The organism is Microbacterium bandirmense, from assembly GCF_037204185.1.
Taxonomy (GTDB): domain Bacteria; phylum Actinomycetota; class Actinomycetes; order Actinomycetales; family Microbacteriaceae; genus Microbacterium; species Microbacterium bandirmense.
Genome location: NZ_JBBDGM010000002.1, coordinates 138,916 through 155,830 on the forward strand (window position 1 = coordinate 138,916; position 16,915 = coordinate 155,830).

Consider the following 16,915-nt stretch of genomic DNA (forward strand, 5'->3'; position numbering starts at 1 on the left):
CGGGGCCGGTCCGCCTCGCCGCATCGACTGGTGGGCGTCCACAATTGATCTACTTGTACTAGATGATCTAGTGTGAATAGAATAATGCGAGTAAGGAGGTAGCCATGCTCATCCGCATCGATCCGGACAGCACCCGGCCGCTGTTCGAGCAGATCGCAGCGTCCGTCCGCGGCGACGTGCTGGCAGGGCGGCTCCGCCCCGGTGACCGCCTTCCCGCGGCGCGTGAACTCGCGGATGCCGCCGACGTGAACGTCCACACGGCGCTGCGCGCCTATCAGGAACTGCGCGACGAGGGGCTGATCGACCTGCGCCGGGGCCGTGGCGCTGTCGTGTCGGCATCCGCGGCTCCGCTGACGGCGCTCGCCGACGACATCGCCGCGCTCGTGCGCCGAGGCTCCGAGCTCGGAGTCACACCCGCCACCATCGCCGCCCTCATCAAGGAGATGACATGAACGACCGCGCCCACTCCCGCGAACAGAGATCCGAGCAATCCGTCTCGGCGGTGGCCGTCGACGACCTGCGTCGCGCCCGGCGCGCGCTGATCGTCGTCGGTCTCGTGCTTCCGCTCGTCGCGACGGCGATCGCCGTGACGCTGATCGCGATGTGGATGCCCGAGCTGCCCGACCCCGCTGCGACCCACTGGGGAGTCGGCGGTGTCGACGGCTTCGGACCCGCAGCCCTCTATCTGTGGCTGGCGGTCGGCATCGGGCTGGGCCTGCCGCTGCTGATGGTGATCAGCGTGCTGTCGATGGCCAGGCAGCAGTGGGGTGCGACGGCACGGTTCCTCGGCGCGATGTCGCTCGGCCTGTCGGGACTCAGCGCGGTGATCAACGCCGGGTCCGTCGCCGTCCAGCGCGGGCTTGACGACGCGGCCCAGGCCGGTCCCATCTGGCCGGTGATGGTCGGCGGGTTCTGCGCGCTGCTGGTGCTGTCCGCGGCGGGCTGGGTGCTGCAGCCCGACGTGCATCCGACACCCGCGGCTCCTCTCAAGCCTGCTCACCTGGCATCCATCTCGGCGGGAGAGCGCGTCGTCTGGATGGCCACCGCGTCGATGTCGCGCGGCGGGGTGATCGTGCTCGCCGTCGCCGCAGTGCTGCTGGTCGGAACCGTGGCTCTGATGATCTTCCAGGCGCCCGAGATGGTGTGGGTTCCCCTGCTGGTGCTCATCGTGGTGGGCCTGGCGATGGCGGCGACGATGTCGTTCCGCGTGCGCGCCGGCGCCGACGGACTCAGCGTGCGCTCTCAGCTCGGATTCCCGAGCATCCAGGTGCCGCTCGACGAGATCGTCTCCGTGCGCGCCATCACCTGCCACCCCTTCGGCGAGTTCGGCGGCTTCGGCTGGCGCATCGGGCTCGACGGCCGCACCGGCATCGTGCTGCGCACGGGAGCCGCGATCGAGGTCGAGCGGCGGGGCAAGGGTGCGCTGATCGTGACCGTGGACGGCGCTGAGGTGGGTGCCGCCACCCTGCAGGCGTATCTCGATCGACAGGAGGCATGAGGATGGATGCTGTGAACATGACATCAGGAGAGCCCCGCGACACGCGAACGGTCGTACCACTGCAGGCGATCGTCGCCTTCATCCTGCTGGCCTTCGGGCTGGCCTGGCTGGTCGCCCTGCCGCTGTGGCTCGGCGACGGACTGGCGGCACCGTTCGCCGGGCTGCTGCTGCCGGTGATGATGTACACCCCGGCGCTGGCCGTGCTGATCGTGCTCTTCGCGATGCGCCCGATCCCGAAGGGGCAGCGGCTGCGGTTCCTCGGGATGTGGCCGCTGCGACCTGCCAAGCAGGTTATCTGGCTGTGCGTGATCGGCCTGTTCGGCTCGGTCGCCGTGATCGTCGCGGCCATGTTCCTGTCGGTGGCGCTCGGCTGGCTGAGCGCCGACTTCGTCGGGCTGTCCGGCTTCCAGCAGCAGGTCGCCGCGAGCCTGCCGCCCGGTGTTCCGGTGCCGTCGCCGTGGCTGCTCGTCGCCGTCCAGCTCGTGATGATCCCGATCACCGCGGCGACGATCAACGCCGTGGCCGCCTTCGGCGAGGAGCTCGGCTGGCGTGGATTTCTCGTGCCGGCGCTGCGGCGGTACGGCACCTGGCCGGCGCTGCTCATCAGCGGCGCGGTCTGGGGACTGTGGCACGCACCGGTGATCCTGCTCGGCTACAACTTCGGCCGCACCGACATCATCGGGGTGCTGCTGATGACCGGCGGATGCATCGTGTGGGGTGTGCTGCTCGGCTGGCTGCGCCTGCGCAGCGCCTCGGTGTGGCCGGCGGTGTTCGCCCATGGCGCGATCAACGCATCCGCCGGCCTGCCGCTGCTGTTCGTCGCCGCGGGTTCATCGTTCGACCCGGCGCTGGCCTCCGCGCTCGGCATCTCGGGATGGATCGTCGGCGCCGTCGTGATCGTGGTGCTGCTGCTGACCGGTCAGATCCGTCGTCAGCCCGAGCTCGCCGGTCCGCGCCGGGCACTCACGCCCCCGGCATCCTGATTCCCCCGAAGCCCCCTCTGGTCGTCCACGCCCCCTCGCAATCACGCTGCTGAGGAGGGGCGTCGACGGCCAGGAGGGGCGCCGGCGCGTCACTCGGCAGCGGATACCGGCCGGGTCTTGACCCCGCGCATCGCGGCGGGTTGGCTGAGAGCATGGTCGAGTCCACACCGCAGAACTGGCGCGCCGCCGATGACCACCTCGCCGAGACCCTCGTCGGCCACGATCCGGCCCTCGAACACGCGCTCGCCGCGCAGCGGAAGGCGGGGATGCCCGAGATCGAGGTCGCACCGGTCGCCGGAAAGCTGCTGAACCTGCTGACCCGCATGAGCGGTGCGCAGCGCGTGCTCGAGATCGGCACGCTCGGCGGGTACTCCACGATCTGGATGGCCCGCGCCGTCGGCGGGACCGGACGGGTCACCACGATCGAGGCCGAGGCCGACAATGCCGCTGTCGCCCGCGCGAGCATCGACGCGGCGGGCGTGGGCGAGCGCGTCGATATCCGCATCGGGCGCGCCGCCGACGTGCTGCCCACCCTGGTCGGCGGCTTCGATCTGGTCTTCATCGACGCCGACAAGGAATCGAACACGATCTACCTCGACTGGGCGGCGCGACTCGGGCATCCGGGCACGGTCGTCGTGCTCGACAACATCGGTCGCAGCGGCGACATCATCGACGCCGACAGCGCCGACCCGATGGTGATCGGCACCAGGGACGCACTTCGGATGCTGGGGGACGACCCCCGCTTCGACGCGACCGCCCTGCAGACCGTGGGGCTCAAGGGCTGGGACGGCTTCGCGCTCGCCCTCATCGTCTGACTCCTTCCGATCCGGGAACGGATGCAGGGAGTCTGAACACCTGCAGGTCGAATCCTCGGCGTGTTGCCTCACAAGCGTCCGATCGACCTGCATTCGTTCCCTTGACGCGCGGCGCTCGGCTCCGAAATCGGCCCGCGTTAGACTGGCGACGGATCGACGTCGCTCCACACACCCTTTCCTCTCTGACCAAGGAGCACACCTGTGGCACTTATCGAGGCAGTAGGCGCACGCGAGATTCTCGACTCGCGCGGAAACCCGACCGTCGAGGTGGAGGTGCTCCTCGATGACGGCATCGTGCAGCGCGCCGCCGTCCCGTCCGGTGCATCCACCGGTGCATTCGAGGCGTACGAACTGCGCGACGGCGACAAGGGTCGCTACGGCGGCAAGGGCGTGCTGAAGGCCGTCGAGGCGGTCCTCGACGAGCTCGGCCCCGCGATCGAGGGCGTCGAGGCCAGCGAGCAGCGCATCGTCGACGAGATCCTCAACGAGGTCGACGGCACCGACAACAAGAAGCGCGTCGGCGCCAACGCCATCCTCGGCGTCAGCCTCGCCGTCGCGAAGGCCGCCGCCGACTCGGCCGACCTGCCCCTGTACCGCTACCTGGGCGGCCCGAACGCGCACCTGCTGCCCGTCCCGCTGTTCAACGTCATCAACGGCGGCGAGCACGCCGACAACGGCATCGACATGCAGGAGTTCTTCCTCGCCCCGATCGGCGCCGACACGTACTCTGAATCATTGCGCTGGGGCGTCGAGACCTACCACGTGCTGCGCAGCGAGCTGAAGGCCGCCGGCTACGCCACCGGTCTCGGCGACGAGGGCGGCTTCGCCCCCGACCTGCCCAGCAACCGCGAGGGCCTCGAGTTCCTCATCAAGGCGATCGAGAAGGCCGGCTTCACCCCGGGTAAGGACATCGCCCTCGGCCTCGACGTCGCCGCCACCGAGTTCTTCAACGACGGCGTCTACCGCCTCGACGATAAGGACTGGACCGGTCCCGAGCTGATCGAGTACTACCAGGGCCTGGTCAGCGACTTCCCGATCGTGACCATCGAGGACGCGCTGGCCGAGGACGACTGGGCAGGCTGGAAGCTCCTCACCGAGGCGCTGGGCGGCAAGGTGCAGCTAGTCGGCGACGACCTGTTCGTGACCAACCCGGCGCGTCTCGCCGACGGCATCAACCGCGGTGTCGCCAACTCGCTGCTGGTGAAGGTGAACCAGATCGGCACCCTCACCGAGACGTTCGACGCGGTGAGCCTGGCTCAGCGCTCCGGCTACACCGCGATGCTCTCGCACCGCTCGGGCGAGACCGAAGACACCACGATCGCCGACCTCGCCGTCGCGACGAACGCCGGTCAGATCAAGACCGGTGCGCCCGCCCGCAGCGAGCGCGTCGCGAAGTACAATCAGCTTCTGCGCATCGAGGAGGACCTGGGCGACGCCGCGGTGTTCGCGGGGGCGTCGGCCTTCCCGCGCTTCAAGGGCTGATCAGCTGAACTGACATACGCGAAGGAGGGGGAGCATGGCACGACGACCGGCTCCCCCTTCGTCGTCCCCGGGGCGTGAAGAGACACCGCCGCGCAGGAAGCGATCAGAGGGCGGCGCGCGGGCACACATCGCTGAGCGCGCCGTCGACGTGCGGGAATGGGCCGGTGGCATCCGGCTGTCGGCCTTCGCGGCGATCATGCTCTCGCTGGTGGTGCTGGGCACCTGGGTGCTCGTGCCCACGATCGGCACCTACCTCGAGCAGAAGCAGAAGATCGCCGCCCTCGAGCACTCGGTGCAGCTGACCGAGGATCAGATCGCCGAGCTCGAGCGCGAGCAGGCCCGATGGGACGATCCCGCCTACATCACTACCCAGGCGCGCGAGCGCCTGTACTACGTCAAGCCGGGTCAGGTGCCCTACCTGGTCGACTTCGACCTCGACCCCGCCGACCTGCCTCCGGAGCAGGAGGAGGTCAGCGACGAGCTGCAGCAGCGTGGCGCGGATTGGATGCCGCAGCTGCTGCGCAGCATCGCCTCGGCAGGGCTGGCCCAGACGGCCGTCGAGACGCCGACGCGCTGACCCCGCGCTGGGGCATCGCACAGCCGCGCTCCCGTACCCTGGACAGGTGACGACACCGCCTTACGAGCCGCCGACCGCCGCCGAGATCGACGTGGTCTCGGAACAGCTGGGGCGCACCGCCCGCGGGGTCGTCGGCATCGCCGCCCGCTGCGTCTGCGGCAACCCCACCGTCGTGGCGACCGCACCGCGTCTCGCCGACGGCACGCCTTTCCCCACGTTCTACTATCTGACCCATCCTGCGGCGACCGCTGCCATGTCGACGCTCGAAGCCACCCAGGTGATGCCCGAGCTGGCGCTGCTGCTCGACGAGGACGCCGAAGTCGCCGCCGCCTACCAGCGTGCGCACGAGGCCTATCTCGCCGACCGGGCCGCCTTCGGCGACGTTCCCGAGATCGACGGCATCTCGGCCGGCGGGATGCCCACGCGGGTGAAGTGCCTGCACGCCCTCGCCGGACACGCGCTCGCCGCGGGCTCCGGCGTGAACCCCATCGGCGACGCGGCGCTGGCGAGGTCGAGCTGGTCGCCGGATCGCTGCGCGTGCGCGAACCCGGGTGCGGCGCGGGGGAGCACGGCGGGATGACCACAGGGCGGATGCTGTCGGGCATCGCCGCGATCGCGGCGATGACGGCCTCCGTGCTGGTCGGCGCGGCACCGGCCGCCGGTGGCGACGCCGCTGATGCGGATGCGGCTGCGTCAGCATCCAGCGCCTTCGCGACCAGCGCGGAGAGCCCTGAGCCCACCCCGTTGCCGATCCCCGACGATCCGACCGACCCGATCCGGGCCAAGGAGTACTGGCTGGACGGCGCGAAGATCCGCGACGCCTGGCGGGTCACGCGAGGGCAGGGCGTCACCATCGCGGTGCTCGACACCGGTATCGGCGAGGCGGGGGGCGCGTTCGGGGATGCCGTCGTCGACGGCACCGATATGTCCGGTGCCGGCACGGCAGACGGACGCACGCCCATCGGCGTGATCAACCGCGGCCACGGCACGCTCGTGGGGTCGGTCGCCGCAGCGCCCGGAAAGCCCGACGGCACCGGGATGATCGGGGTCGCCCCGCGCGCGGATCTGCTGTCGATCTCGCTCGGCTTCCCCGGCACGTCGGCGACGAAGCCGTTCAGCGAGCAGGTCGCCGAGGGCATGAAGTGGGCGGTCGACAACGGCGCCGATGTGATCAACCTCTCGTTCACGACGAACACCCTCGACTGGGATCGCAGCTGGGACGAGGCCTTCCTGTACGCCTACGAGCACGATGTCGTGGTGATCGCCGCGGCCGGCAACCGCGACAGCGGCACCTCGATCATCGGGGCTCCGGCCACGATCCCGGGGGTTCTCACCGTGGGCGGTGTCGACCAGACCGGCATGGCCAGTCGCGGGGCGTCGACGCAGGGGATCACGATCGGCATCATGGCTCCGAGCGAGTCGCTGATCGGGTTCTCCGCCGACGGTCAGATCGTGGGCTGGGAGGGCACCAGCGGTGCGGCCCCGATCGTAGCCGGTGCGGCGGCGCTGGTGCGTGCCGCGCACCCCGACCTCGACGCCGCCAACGTCATCAACCGTTTGATCGCGACGGCCGTGCCCGTTCCCGAGATGACGCGCACGCCCGACCCGCTGTACGGGTACGGTCTGCTCGACGTGAACGCCGCGGTGACGGCATCCGTGCCGCGGGTGAAGCAGAATCCGATGGGGGACCTCGAGGAGTGGGTGCGGGTGTACCGCCGCGCGGATGCCCCCGAGGAGCCGACCCCGCAGGATCCGTCCACCCCGGTCGCGGTGGACCCGCTGCCCCCGCCCGAACCGCCCACCGAGGCGGGCTCTCCTCTGCTGCCGACCGCCGATTCACTGCGGTACGGTACCCTGCCGCTGCTGGCACTCACGGTGCCTGGTATTCTGATAGCGCTTGGCGTCACCGCAGCTGCCCGGCGCATCCGAACGGAGCGCGGTCGACGCACTCCCACCCCCTGACGACGAGGAGTTGTCCCCCTGTGCCTCAGAACAGCACTGCACCCCGCATTCTGATTGTCGGTGGAGGCTACGCAGGTTTCTACACCGCATGGAAGCTCGAGAAGCACCTTCGCAAGGGTGAGGCTGATGTGACGATGGTGGACCCGCTGCCGTACATGACGTACCAGCCGTTCCTGCCCGAGGTGGCCGCCGGCTCGATCGAGGCCCGTCACGCCGTCGTCGCGCACCGCCGCCACCTGAAGCGCACCAACGTGATCACCGCGAAGATCACCGGCATCGACCACGCGAACAAGGTCGCCACCATCACCCCGCCGGTCGGTGACCCGTACGAGTTCGAGTACGACCAGATCGTGGTCACGGCAGGTGCCGTCTCGCGCACCTTCCCGATCCCCGGCATCGCCGACAACGCGATCGGGCTGAAGACCATCGAAGAGGCCGTCGCCGTGCGCGACAAGCTGATGTCGAACTTCGACAAGGCGGCCTCGGTGCCCGCCGGTCCCGAGCGCGACCGCCTGCTGACGACCGTCGTCGTCGGTGGTGGCTTCGCCGGCATCGAGGCGTTCGCCGAGCTGCGCTCGCTCGCCTCGTCGCTGATCTCGAAGTACCCGCAGCTGTCGTTCGAAGACACGCACTTCCACCTCATCGAGGCGATGGGGCGCATCATGCCCGAGGTCTCGCTGAAGACCAGCGAGTGGGTGCTCAAGGACCTCGCCAAGCGCGGAGCGAACGTTCACCTCGACACCCAGGTCACCGGGGCTGTCGGCGGCAACGTCGAGCTCTCGACCGGCCAGGTCATTCCGACCGATCTGATCGTCTGGACCGCCGGTGTGATGGCGAACCCGACCGTCGTGCGCGGCGGCGATCTGCCCGTCGAGGAGCGCGGTCGCATCCAGACCCGCGCCGACCTGCGCGTCGGCACCGCCGAGGAACCCGTCGAGGGCGCCTGGGCGGCCGGCGACGTCTCGGCCGTGCCCGACCTGTCGGGCGGCGGCGTCGGCGGCTACTGCGTGCCCAACGCCCAGCACGCCGTGCGTCAGGCGAAGGTGCTCGCCAAGAACCTCGTCGCCGTGCTGCGCGGTGAGGGCACCAAGGACTACTTCCACAAGAACCTCGGCGCCGTGGCCGGTCTCGGCCTCTACAACGGCGTGTTCCAGTCGGGCAACATCGCGCTGAAGGGCTTCGTCGCCTGGGTCGCGCACCGCGGCTACCACGGCCTGGCGATGCCGACGTGGGAGCGCAAGTGGCGCGTGCTGTGGGGCTGGTGGAACAACCTGTGGCTGGGTCGCGACATCGTGAACCTGCAGACCGTGCAGAACCCGCGCTACGTCTTCGAGGAGTTCGCCGCGCGTCCGCGTCCGGCGGCTCCCGCGGCGGCCCCGGCGGCTCCCGCGAAGGCGGCTCCGGCCAAGGCCGAGCCGGCGAAGACCGAGGCGGTTCCGACCGAGGCCGCCGTGCCGGTCAAGGACGACGTGAAGACCGACGCGCCCGCGAAGCGTCGTACTGAGCGAGCGGAGCGAGACGAAGTGAAGGCGCCGGCCAAGAAGGCGCCGGCGAAGGCCAAGGCCTGATCCACGGTCATCGTGAAGACCTGCACGAGTGTTCGTGCAGGTCTTCTCGCGTCCCGGCCGGTCTGCCGCATCGTAGGCTTGGTCAGTGGGCCCCTATAGCCCAACGGCAGAGGCAGGCGACTTAAAATCGCTTCAGTCTGGGTTCGAATCCCAGTGGGGGCACGAAGTGACCACACTGGGTGAGGCCCAGACTCGGGCCCACGCCGGCCGAGGCTCCGACCGACGCGAAGCGGCGGGCGGAGAGCCGGTGGGGCGGGTTCGAATCCCAGTGGGGGCACGAAGTGACCACACTGGGTGAGGCCCAGGTTCGGGCCCACGCCGGCCTGCGGGGGTCGGGGCACGAGACGTCGACAGCAAGGAGGGCACCATGACCAGCGGACCACAGGACACCGGCGAGATCACGCGCGGCGAGGGCACCGAGACGGCGGTGCTGGCAGGCGGCTGCTTCTGGGGGCTGGAAGACCTGATCCGCAAGCAGCCCGGCGTGCGCGGCACTCGGGTCGGGTACACCGGCGGCGACAACGATCACGCGACGTACCGCAACCACCCCGGGCACGCTGAGGCGATCGAGATCGTGTTCGATCCGGCGCACACGACGTATCGCGACATCCTGGCATTCTTCTTCCAGGTGCACGATCCGACGACGGTCGACAGGCAGGGCAACGACATCGGTTCGAGCTACCGCTCGGCGATCTTCCCGCTGTCGCCCGAGCAGGAGCGGGTCGCCCGCGACACCATCGCCGATGTGGACGCCTCCGGGCTGTGGCCGGGGAGGGCTGTGACCACGATCGAGCCGGCCGGGCCCTTCTGGGAGGCCGAGCCCGAGCACCAGGACTATCTGATCACCTACCCGAACGGCTACACCTGCCACTTCGTCCGTCCCGATTGGGTGCTGCCGGCACGACAGCAGTGACCCAAGGTCTCACATCGCGTGACACCCAGTCTGCTTGGACCTAGGGTGGAGAGGTGCTCGACCTCACTGTTGATCAGAGCCCGCACGCCGCACCGGACCGGGGCCACCGGTCCGACCCCGGCGCATGGCGCCACCCCGAGCGCTACTGGCATTCGCTGACCGAGGCGACCGCGCATCTGCCCGCCCCGGTGGCGGTCATCGAGCGCGATGCGCTGCGCTACAACGCGGTGGATCTGCTGGTGCGCTCAGGGGGCATCCCGATCCGCGTCGCGACGAAGTCGGTGCGCGTGCGCGCCGTGTTGGATGCTGTGCTCGCGCTGCCCGGATACCGCGGCATCCTCGCGTTCACCCTCGCCGAAGCGCTGTGGCTCGCCGAGGACCACGACGACATCGTTCTCGGCTATCCGACGGTCGATACCGCAGGGCTCACCACGCTGCTGGCCGACGAGCGACTCGCATCCCGCATCACCCTCATGATCGACGACCTCGCCCACCTGGATCTCATCGACTCGATCGCCGCTCCGGGCGCGCGACCCGAGGTGCGTGTGGCGATCGACGTCGACGCCTCGCTGCGCTCGGCCGCGCTCGGGCACATCGGCGTCCGTCGATCGTCGCTGTTCACTGCCGCCGACGTCGCCGGCTTCGCCCGCCAGGTCGTACGGCGACCCGGGTTCTGCCTGGTCGGGCTGCAGATGTACGAAGCGCAGATCGCCGGGCAGGGGGATGCCGCCGGCGCCGACGCCCCGATCATCCGCATGGTGCAGGCACGCTCGCGCGACGAGCTGCGTCGCCGGCGGGCCGAGATCGCCGAGGCGATGCGCGACGTCGCGCCGCTGGAGTTCCTCAACGGTGGAGGCACCGGTTCGCTCGAGTTCACCGGCAGCGATGAATCGCTCTCCGAGGCGACCGCGGGCAGCGGGCTGCTCGCCGGGCACCTGTTCGACGGGTACCGCTCGTTCACTCCTGCTCCGGCCAGCGCCTTCGCCTTCGACGTCGTGCGCAAGCCCGAGCCGGACATCGCGACGGTGCTCGGCGGTGGATGGATCGCCTCCGGACCGGCGGTGGCCTCACGGCAGCCTGCACCGGTCTGGCCGTCCGGACTGCGCACCATGCCCCGCGAGGCGGCCGGCGAAGTGCAGACGCCGCTGCGTGGTGATGCCGCCCGTGATCTGAGGATCGGCGACCGGGTGTGGTTCCGGCATGCGAAGAGCGGCGAGCCCGCCGAGCGCATCAACACCTATCACCTCGTCGCCGACGGCGCGGTCGTCGACGAGCTCCCCACGTACCGGGGCGAGGGAAAGGCCTTCCTATGACACGACCCGGCGGAACCTGGCAGAACTGGGGCCGTTCGGCCGGTGTGCGTCCGGTGCGCGTCGAGCGCCCGCGCTCGCCGGAGGGCGTGCAGCGCGCCGTGCGGGCCGCCGTCGACCAGGGGCTCACGATCAAGGCGGTCGGGGCGGGCCACAGCTTCACCGGCATCGCGGTCGCGCCGGGTGTGCTGCTCGAGCTCGACGACCTGCAGGGGGTGGTGTCGGTGGATGCCGCAGCCGGGCGGATCACTCTGCTCGGGGGCACCAGGCTGCACCGCATCCCCGAGCTGCTGCGCCCGCACGGACTGGCGATGGAGAACCTGGGTGACATCGACCGGCAGTCGATCACCGGCGCGATCTCGACCGGAACCCACGGCACCGGCAGCGGCTTCGGCGGCATCGCCACGCAGGTGCGCGGTGTCACGCTCATCACCGCCGCCGGAGAGTTCCTGCGCATCGACGAGACCCACAACAGCGAGCTGCTGCCCGCCGCGGCGGTGGGACTCGGGGCGCTCGGCATCATCGTCGAGGTCACCCTGCAGTGCGTGCCGGCCTTCACCCTGCACGCGATCGACGAGCCCGCACCCCTCGACGAGGTGCTCGACACCGTGCACGAACGCGCCGCGGAGCACGACCACTTCGAGTTCTACTGGTTCGCGCACACCGATGTCGCCCTCACCAAGCGGCAGACCCGGCTGCCGGAGTCGGCGCGTCGCCGACCGCTCTCACCGGTGGGGAAGTGGGTCGATGAGACCCTGCTCTCCAACGGCGTGTACCGCGCGGCCTGCGCGGCGGCTCGGGTCGTGCCCGCCATCACCCCGCCGTTCAACCGTCTCGCCGTGACACTGACCGGCGACCGCGAGTACACCGACCGCTCGCACACGGTGCTCACGCAGAGCCGCACCGTGCGCTTCCGCGAGATGGAGTACGCGCTTCCCGCAGAGAACGTGGTGCCCGCATTCCGCGAACTGCAGCAGCTGATCGCGGAACGCGGCTGGTCGATCGAGTTCCCCGTCGAGGTGCGCTTCGCAGCATCCGACGATCTCTGGCTCTCGACCGCCTCTGGGCGAGACAGCGCCTACATCGCCGTGCACCGCTACTGGCGCGTCGATCCGCGTGAGTACTTCGACGCCGTCGAGCAGATCATGCTGCGCTTTGAGGGCCGCCCGCACTGGGGAAAGCTGCACAGCCTCGACGCCGACCGGCTGCGCGAGCGCTACCCGCGGTTCGACGATTTCGTCGCGCTGCGTGACCGGATGGATCCGCACAGGCTCTTCGGCAACGGTCACCTCGAGCGCGTGCTGGGCAGCTGACTCCCGTCGCTCGCCCAGGTGACGCGCAGTGATCGCAACATAGGATGGTTCTCGATCCAAGAGGGGGCTCCGCATGGAATGGCTGTGGCCGGTACTGATCGTCGTCGGCGTGCTGGTGCTCGTCGGCATCTATCTCTGGTCGACGTACAACTCGCTGGTGCAGTTGAACGTGCGCGTCGATGAGGCATGGAGCGGCATCACCGTGCAGCTGAAGCGTCGAGCCGACCTCATCCCCAACCTCATCGAGACCGTGCGCGGCTATGCCGCCCACGAGAAGGCCGTGTTCGAGGGGGTCACCCGGGCGCGCGCCGAGACGCTGTCGGCCAGCGGGCCCGCTGAAGCGGGCGTCGCGGAGGGGCACCTGCAGCAGGCGCTGCGGAGTCTGTTCGCCGTCGCCGAGGCCTACCCCCAGCTGCAGGCCAGCCAGAACTACCTGCAGCTGCAGCACTCGCTCGTCGACACCGAGGACAAGATCCAGGCGGCCCGCCGCTTCTACAACGGCGGCGTGCGCGAGCTGAACACCAAGATCAAGGTGTTCCCGAACAACATGTTCGCCCGCGGTCTCGGCTTCACCGAGCGCGAGTTCTTCGAGGTCGCAGACGACGGAGCGATCTCCGAGCCGCCCCGCGTGCAGTTCTGACCGACCGCGCACACGCTGAGCGTCAGCTCGCGACCTCGCGGGGATGCTGATGCCTGGCCACCGGGGTATCGCGTCCGTGCAGCGCACGAGCGATGGCATCCGAGGCATCTCCCCAACCCGAGACGCTGACGCGCTCCAGGGCCTGCCACAGAGCCGCGCGCACCAGCTCCTCGGCGATGCGTGCGTCGTCGTGCTGCCGGTCGGCGTGCGGCTCCCACCACGCGGACTGCACCTGAAGCGTGGATGCCGCGCGATCGGCCTTCAGATCGACGCGCGCGACGATCCGGTCGCCGACCAGCACCGGCAGTGAGTAGTAGCCGTAGCGGCGCTTCGCCGCCGGAACGTAGATCTCGATGCGGTAGTCGAGGTCGAACACTCGCAGCGCGCGGTCGCGGAACCAGATCACGGGGTCGAACGGCGTCAGCAGCGCTGCGCGGTCGATGCGGCGGGGGAGTGACGCACTGCTGTGCCGCCAGGCGGGCAGCGGGCGGCCACCGCGCTCCCAGCCGCGCACGGTCACGGGTTCGAGCTCACCCTCGTCGACGAGCTCGTCGACCGCCGAGCGCACGGCCGCCTGGTCGCGCAGGCGGTAGTAGTCGTTGAGATCGGCGATGGTCGCGACGCCGTAGGACGCGGATGCCCGACGCACGAGCTCGCGGACCGCGTCGCGTTCGCTGATGCTGGTGGCCAGCACATCGCTGGGGATGATCTGCTCGGCCAGGCCGTAGCGCCGCTCGAAGCCGCTGCGGCCCGCGATGGCCACCTCGCCGCGGCGCCAGAGGTGCTCGAGCGCCACCTTCGCCTCGTCCCAGTCCCACCACGAGCCCCGCTCGCGGGGCGCATCGTCGCGCAGATCGGCCGGGCGCAGCGGTCCCCGGTCGCGCAGTTCGGCGCGCACCCAGTCGAGGGTGCGCGAATGCTCGTGCCCCCATGCACCGGGTTTCGACTCCCGTTGCTGCCAGGCGCGCATGCGGAAGTCCCACAGCGGCCAGTCGGCCACCGGCATGAACGTCGCCTCGTGCGCCAGGTACTCGACGTAGTGGGTGGTGCGCGACAGGAACATTCGGTCGAGCAGCGTCGGCGTGTACGCGCCCAGGCGCGAGAACATCGGCATGTAGTGCGAGCGGGCGAACACGTTCACCGAGTCGATCTGCAGCACGCCAAGGCGCTCCATCGAGCGGTGCAGGTGCCGCGGCACCACGGCATCGGGCATCCGACGTGAGAATCCCTGTGCGGCGAGCGTGATCCGGCGCGCCTCGGCCGCACTCAGCGTCGAGCTCTTCTTGCGGGTCATCCGCACAGGCTATCGACAGCATCCGACATCATTCCGTGCCGGTGATGTGCCGATACGTAGAATTGCATGATGAGCGACAACCCCAGACCGAGGTTCCGCAATCCGTTCCGCAGCGATCCGCCGTCCACCCACCGCACGGTGCAGATCGAGACCGACGAGGCCGTGCCGAGACCGCTCAGGGTCACGGCGGCGTACTCGTGGCGACTCCTGGTCATCGCCGGGGCGGTCGCCCTGTTCATCTGGCTGGTGATGCTGCTCAAGCTGCTGGTCATCCCGCTCATGGTGGGCATCCTCGTCACCGCGCTGCTGTGGCCGGGCTTCCAGCTCATGCTGCGCGCCCGTTTCCCCCGCTGGCTGGCGATCACCATCGCGCTCGGCGGCACCCTCGGCATCGTGGTCGGGCTGTTCTGGCTGGTCATCTGGCAGGTCCGGCAGCAGCTGCCCGACGTGCAGCTCAAGACGCAGGAGGCTCTCGATCAGCTGCGCACCTTCCTGCTCGAAGGTCCTCTGCACCTCACCGAGAAGCAGATCGACGAGTTCATCCAGCAGGGTCTCGATCTGCTGTCCGAGCAGGCGTCGCTGCTGTGGAACGCCGCCGGAGCAGTCACGGGCACCGCGGCGCACATCGTCACCGGCCTGCTGCTGGCCGTGTTCATCCTGATCTGCCTGCTCGCCGATGGCGGCGGAATCTGGCGCTGGGCGCTGAAGATCTTCCCCCGCCGCGCACGGCCCGCCGTCGACGCCGCCGCGAACAACGGCTGGGACACCGTCGTCAACTACGCGCGCACGCAGCTGTTCGTCGCCGCGATCGACGCGGTGGGCATCGGCGCAGGCGCCGCGCTGCTCGGGGTTCCGCTGGCCATCCCCGTCGCGGTGCTCGTGTTCCTCGGTGCGTTCATCCCGATCGTCGGTGCGGTGCTCACCGGCGCGATCGCGGTGTTCCTCGCGCTGGTGTACAACGGGCCCTGGATCGCGCTGGCGATGCTCGGAGTCGTGCTGCTGGTGCAGCAGGTCGAGGGACACATCCTGCAGCCGATCATGATGGGTGCGGCGGTCAAGGTGCATCCGCTGGCCGTCGTGCTCGTCGTCGCCGGTGGAGCGATGATCGCCGGCATCCCCGGCGCGCTGTTCGCGGTGCCGCTGGCCGCCTTCATCAACGTCGCCGCCGTCACGATCAGCACCGGCGCGTGGCGCACCGGCGAAGAGCCCCGAGCAGATCTCATCTGGAGCACAGTGCCGCACGAGCGGCCGAGGAGGAATCGATGACCGCAGCCCCCAGCCTGGCCGAGTTCAGAGCAGCATCCGAGAGTCTCGCCGACGTCATCTCGCACACGCCGACCGAGCTCTCGCGGGCCCTCAGCGACACGCTGGGTGCACCCGTGCTGCTGAAGATGGAGAACCTGCAGCGCACAGGCTCGTTCAAGATCCGGGGGGCCACGTACCGCCTCGCGCAGCTGACCGCCGAAGAGCGCAAGCGCGGCGTGGTGGCGGCCTCCGCCGGAAACCATGCCCAGGGCGTCGCGCTCGCCGCCCAGTCGCTGGGCATCGCGGCCACGATCTTCATGCCTCTGGGCGTGCCGGTGCCGAAGCTGCTGGCCACGCGCGGCTACGGAGCGGAGGTCGTGCTGGAGGGCGACACCGTCGCGACCTCGCTGCGGTTGGCCGCCGAATTCGCCGAGCGCACAGGGGCCGTGCTGATCCACCCGTTCGACCATCGCGACGTGGTGATCGGTCAGGGCACGCTGGGCCTGGAGATCATCGATGACATCCCCGATGTCGACACGGTGGTGATGGGCATCGGCGGTGGCGGGCTGATCGCGGGCGTCGCCGCGGCCATCAAGCAGGCCGCGGCCGAAGCGGGGCGCACGGTGCGGGTCATCGGCGTGCAGTCCGAGCGGGCGGCGGCCATGCCGCCGTCGCTCGCCGCCGGGCATCCGATCGAGATCCAGACGCAGCCGACGATCGCCGACGGCATCCTCGTCGCCGAGCCAGGGGGTGTGCCGTTCGAGATCATCCGCGACCTCGTCGACGACGTCGTGACCGTCTCGGAGGACGACATCGCCCGGGCGATACTGGTGCTGCTCGAGCACGCGAAAGTCGTCGTCGAGCCGGCCGGCGCGGTCGGCGTCGCGGCGATCCTCGCCGGCAAGATCACCGCCGCAGGCCCGACGGTGCCCGTTCTCTCTGGTGGCAACATCGATCCGATGCTGCTGCAGCGGGTGGTCGCACACGGTCTGGCCGCATCCGGGCGCTACGCGACGGTGCGCATCCCGCTGCCCGACCGCCCCGGTCAGCTCGCGAAGGTGTCGGAGATCCTTGCGCAGGTCGGCGCCAACGTGATGGAAGTGCTGCACACGCGACACGGCCACGGCCTGCAGATCAGCGAGATGATCCTGCAGCTGTCGATCGAGACGCGCGGCCCCGAGCACACCCAGATGGCTTTCGACGCGCTGCGCGCGGCCGGGTACGAACCGTCCGTGATGCCCGACTGAGCAGGTGCCGACGAGGGGCGGATGCCCGCGCGGGCCGAACAGAGAACGGCGGGATGCTGTCCGATGGA

At 69.8% G+C, this 16,915-nt stretch carries 16 protein-coding genes and 1 tRNA gene; 16 read left to right on the plus strand and 1 reads right to left on the minus strand.

Annotated elements, in window-relative coordinates; translation table 11 throughout:
* Positions 1–104: 104 nt before the first annotated feature.
* The 14 genes from WDU99_RS02650 to WDU99_RS02715 all read left to right on the plus strand — a co-directional run bounded on the left by WDU99_RS02650 (position 105) and on the right by WDU99_RS02715 (position 13,061).
* Positions 105–452, plus strand: a complete 348-nt coding sequence (locus tag WDU99_RS02650; RefSeq protein WP_337330892.1) for a GntR family transcriptional regulator — start codon at positions 105–107, stop codon at positions 450–452.
* Complete coding sequence (locus WDU99_RS02655) at positions 449–1,498, plus strand: DUF1648 domain-containing protein (protein ID WP_337330893.1); 1,050 nt, start codon at positions 449–451, stop codon at positions 1,496–1,498. The genes WDU99_RS02650 and WDU99_RS02655 overlap by 4 nt, the downstream gene beginning before the upstream one ends.
* Before the next feature lie 17 nt (positions 1,499–1,515).
* On the plus strand, positions 1,516–2,481 hold the full coding sequence (locus WDU99_RS02660) for a CPBP family intramembrane glutamic endopeptidase (RefSeq protein WP_337331104.1): 966 nt from the start codon (positions 1,516–1,518) through the stop codon (positions 2,479–2,481).
* Positions 2,482–2,633: 152 nt separating this feature from the next.
* The gene (locus WDU99_RS02665) at positions 2,634–3,296 is read left to right on the plus strand and encodes an O-methyltransferase (protein WP_337330894.1); all 663 of its coding nucleotides are present in this window, start codon (positions 2,634–2,636) and stop codon (positions 3,294–3,296) included.
* 201 nt (positions 3,297–3,497) lie between these two features.
* Positions 3,498–4,778, plus strand: a complete 1,281-nt coding sequence (gene eno / locus WDU99_RS02670; protein WP_337330895.1) for a phosphopyruvate hydratase — start codon at positions 3,498–3,500, stop codon at positions 4,776–4,778.
* A 34-nt stretch (positions 4,779–4,812) separates the two neighbouring features.
* A complete protein-coding gene (locus WDU99_RS02675) occupies positions 4,813–5,355 on the plus strand; it encodes an FtsB family cell division protein (RefSeq protein WP_337330896.1) in 543 nt (180 codons plus the stop codon).
* 46 nt (positions 5,356–5,401) lie between these two features.
* Positions 5,402–5,935 carry a DUF501 domain-containing protein gene (locus tag WDU99_RS02680; protein ID WP_337330897.1) on the plus strand — a complete coding sequence of 178 codons (534 nt, stop codon included), beginning with the start codon at positions 5,402–5,404 and terminating at the stop codon, positions 5,933–5,935.
* Entirely contained in the window at positions 5,932–7,317 is a 1,386-nt protein-coding gene (locus tag WDU99_RS02685) for a S8 family serine peptidase (RefSeq protein WP_337330898.1), read from the plus strand. The genes WDU99_RS02680 and WDU99_RS02685 overlap by 4 nt, the downstream gene beginning before the upstream one ends.
* 20 nt (positions 7,318–7,337) lie before the next feature.
* Entirely contained in the window at positions 7,338–8,885 is a 1,548-nt protein-coding gene (locus WDU99_RS02690) for an NAD(P)/FAD-dependent oxidoreductase (RefSeq protein WP_337330899.1), read from the plus strand.
* A gap of 89 nt (positions 8,886–8,974) precedes the next feature.
* Positions 8,975–9,047 (plus strand) — tRNA-Leu (locus tag WDU99_RS02695).
* A 205-nt stretch (positions 9,048–9,252) separates the two neighbouring features.
* Positions 9,253–9,798 carry a peptide-methionine (S)-S-oxide reductase MsrA gene (msrA, locus tag WDU99_RS02700; RefSeq protein WP_337330900.1) on the plus strand — a complete coding sequence of 182 codons (546 nt, stop codon included), beginning with the start codon at positions 9,253–9,255 and terminating at the stop codon, positions 9,796–9,798.
* Between the two features lie 155 nt (positions 9,799–9,953).
* On the plus strand, positions 9,954–11,111 hold the full coding sequence (locus WDU99_RS02705) for a type III PLP-dependent enzyme domain-containing protein (RefSeq protein ID WP_337331105.1): 1,158 nt from the start codon (positions 9,954–9,956) through the stop codon (positions 11,109–11,111).
* On the plus strand, positions 11,108–12,421 hold the full coding sequence (locus WDU99_RS02710; protein WP_337330901.1) for a D-arabinono-1,4-lactone oxidase: 1,314 nt from the start codon (positions 11,108–11,110) through the stop codon (positions 12,419–12,421). Before WDU99_RS02705 ends, WDU99_RS02710 begins: the two co-directional genes overlap by 4 nt.
* A 73-nt stretch (positions 12,422–12,494) precedes the next feature.
* A complete protein-coding gene (locus tag WDU99_RS02715) occupies positions 12,495–13,061 on the plus strand; it encodes a LemA family protein (RefSeq protein WP_337330902.1) in 567 nt (188 codons plus the stop codon).
* Positions 13,062–13,083: 22 nt separating this feature from the next.
* On the opposite strand, the gene WDU99_RS02720 is transcribed toward WDU99_RS02715, so the two are convergent.
* Complete coding sequence (locus WDU99_RS02720) at positions 13,084–14,355, minus strand: winged helix-turn-helix domain-containing protein (RefSeq protein ID WP_337330903.1); 1,272 nt, start codon at positions 14,353–14,355, stop codon at positions 13,084–13,086.
* A 69-nt stretch (positions 14,356–14,424) separates the two neighbouring features.
* On the opposite strand from WDU99_RS02720, the gene WDU99_RS02725 reads away from it, so the two are divergent.
* Positions 14,425–15,621 carry an AI-2E family transporter gene (locus WDU99_RS02725; protein ID WP_337330904.1) on the plus strand — a complete coding sequence of 399 codons (1,197 nt, stop codon included), beginning with the start codon at positions 14,425–14,427 and terminating at the stop codon, positions 15,619–15,621.
* Positions 15,618–16,847, plus strand: coding sequence for a threonine ammonia-lyase (ilvA, locus tag WDU99_RS02730; protein WP_337330905.1), 1,230 nt, complete (start codon positions 15,618–15,620; stop codon positions 16,845–16,847). Before WDU99_RS02725 ends, ilvA begins: the two co-directional genes overlap by 4 nt.
* Positions 16,848–16,915 lie beyond the last annotated feature (68 nt).

Bases quoted from the DNA above. Each gene is read 5' to 3' on its own strand.
- ilvA (WP_337330905.1), top strand. From the start codon at position 15,618: ATGACCGCAGCCCCCAGCCTGGCCGAGTTCAGAGCAGCATCCGAGAGT.
- WDU99_RS02685 (WP_337330898.1), top strand. From the start codon at position 5,932: ATGACCACAGGGCGGATGCTGTCGGGCATCGCCGCGATCGCGGCGATG.
- WDU99_RS02675 (WP_337330896.1), top strand. From the start codon at position 4,813: ATGGCACGACGACCGGCTCCCCCTTCGTCGTCCCCGGGGCGTGAAGAG.
- msrA (WP_337330900.1), top strand. From the start codon at position 9,253: ATGACCAGCGGACCACAGGACACCGGCGAGATCACGCGCGGCGAGGGC.
- WDU99_RS02665 (WP_337330894.1), top strand. From the start codon at position 2,634: ATGGTCGAGTCCACACCGCAGAACTGGCGCGCCGCCGATGACCACCTC.
- WDU99_RS02710 (WP_337330901.1), top strand. From the start codon at position 11,108: ATGACACGACCCGGCGGAACCTGGCAGAACTGGGGCCGTTCGGCCGGT.
- WDU99_RS02650 (WP_337330892.1), top strand. From the start codon at position 105: ATGCTCATCCGCATCGATCCGGACAGCACCCGGCCGCTGTTCGAGCAG.
- WDU99_RS02715 (WP_337330902.1), top strand. From the start codon at position 12,495: ATGGAATGGCTGTGGCCGGTACTGATCGTCGTCGGCGTGCTGGTGCTC.
- WDU99_RS02725 (WP_337330904.1), top strand. From the start codon at position 14,425: ATGAGCGACAACCCCAGACCGAGGTTCCGCAATCCGTTCCGCAGCGAT.
- WDU99_RS02655 (WP_337330893.1), top strand. From the start codon at position 449: ATGAACGACCGCGCCCACTCCCGCGAACAGAGATCCGAGCAATCCGTC.
- WDU99_RS02660 (WP_337331104.1), top strand. From the start codon at position 1,516: ATGACATCAGGAGAGCCCCGCGACACGCGAACGGTCGTACCACTGCAG.
- WDU99_RS02720 (WP_337330903.1), bottom strand. From the start codon at position 14,355: ATGACCCGCAAGAAGAGCTCGACGCTGAGTGCGGCCGAGGCGCGCCGG.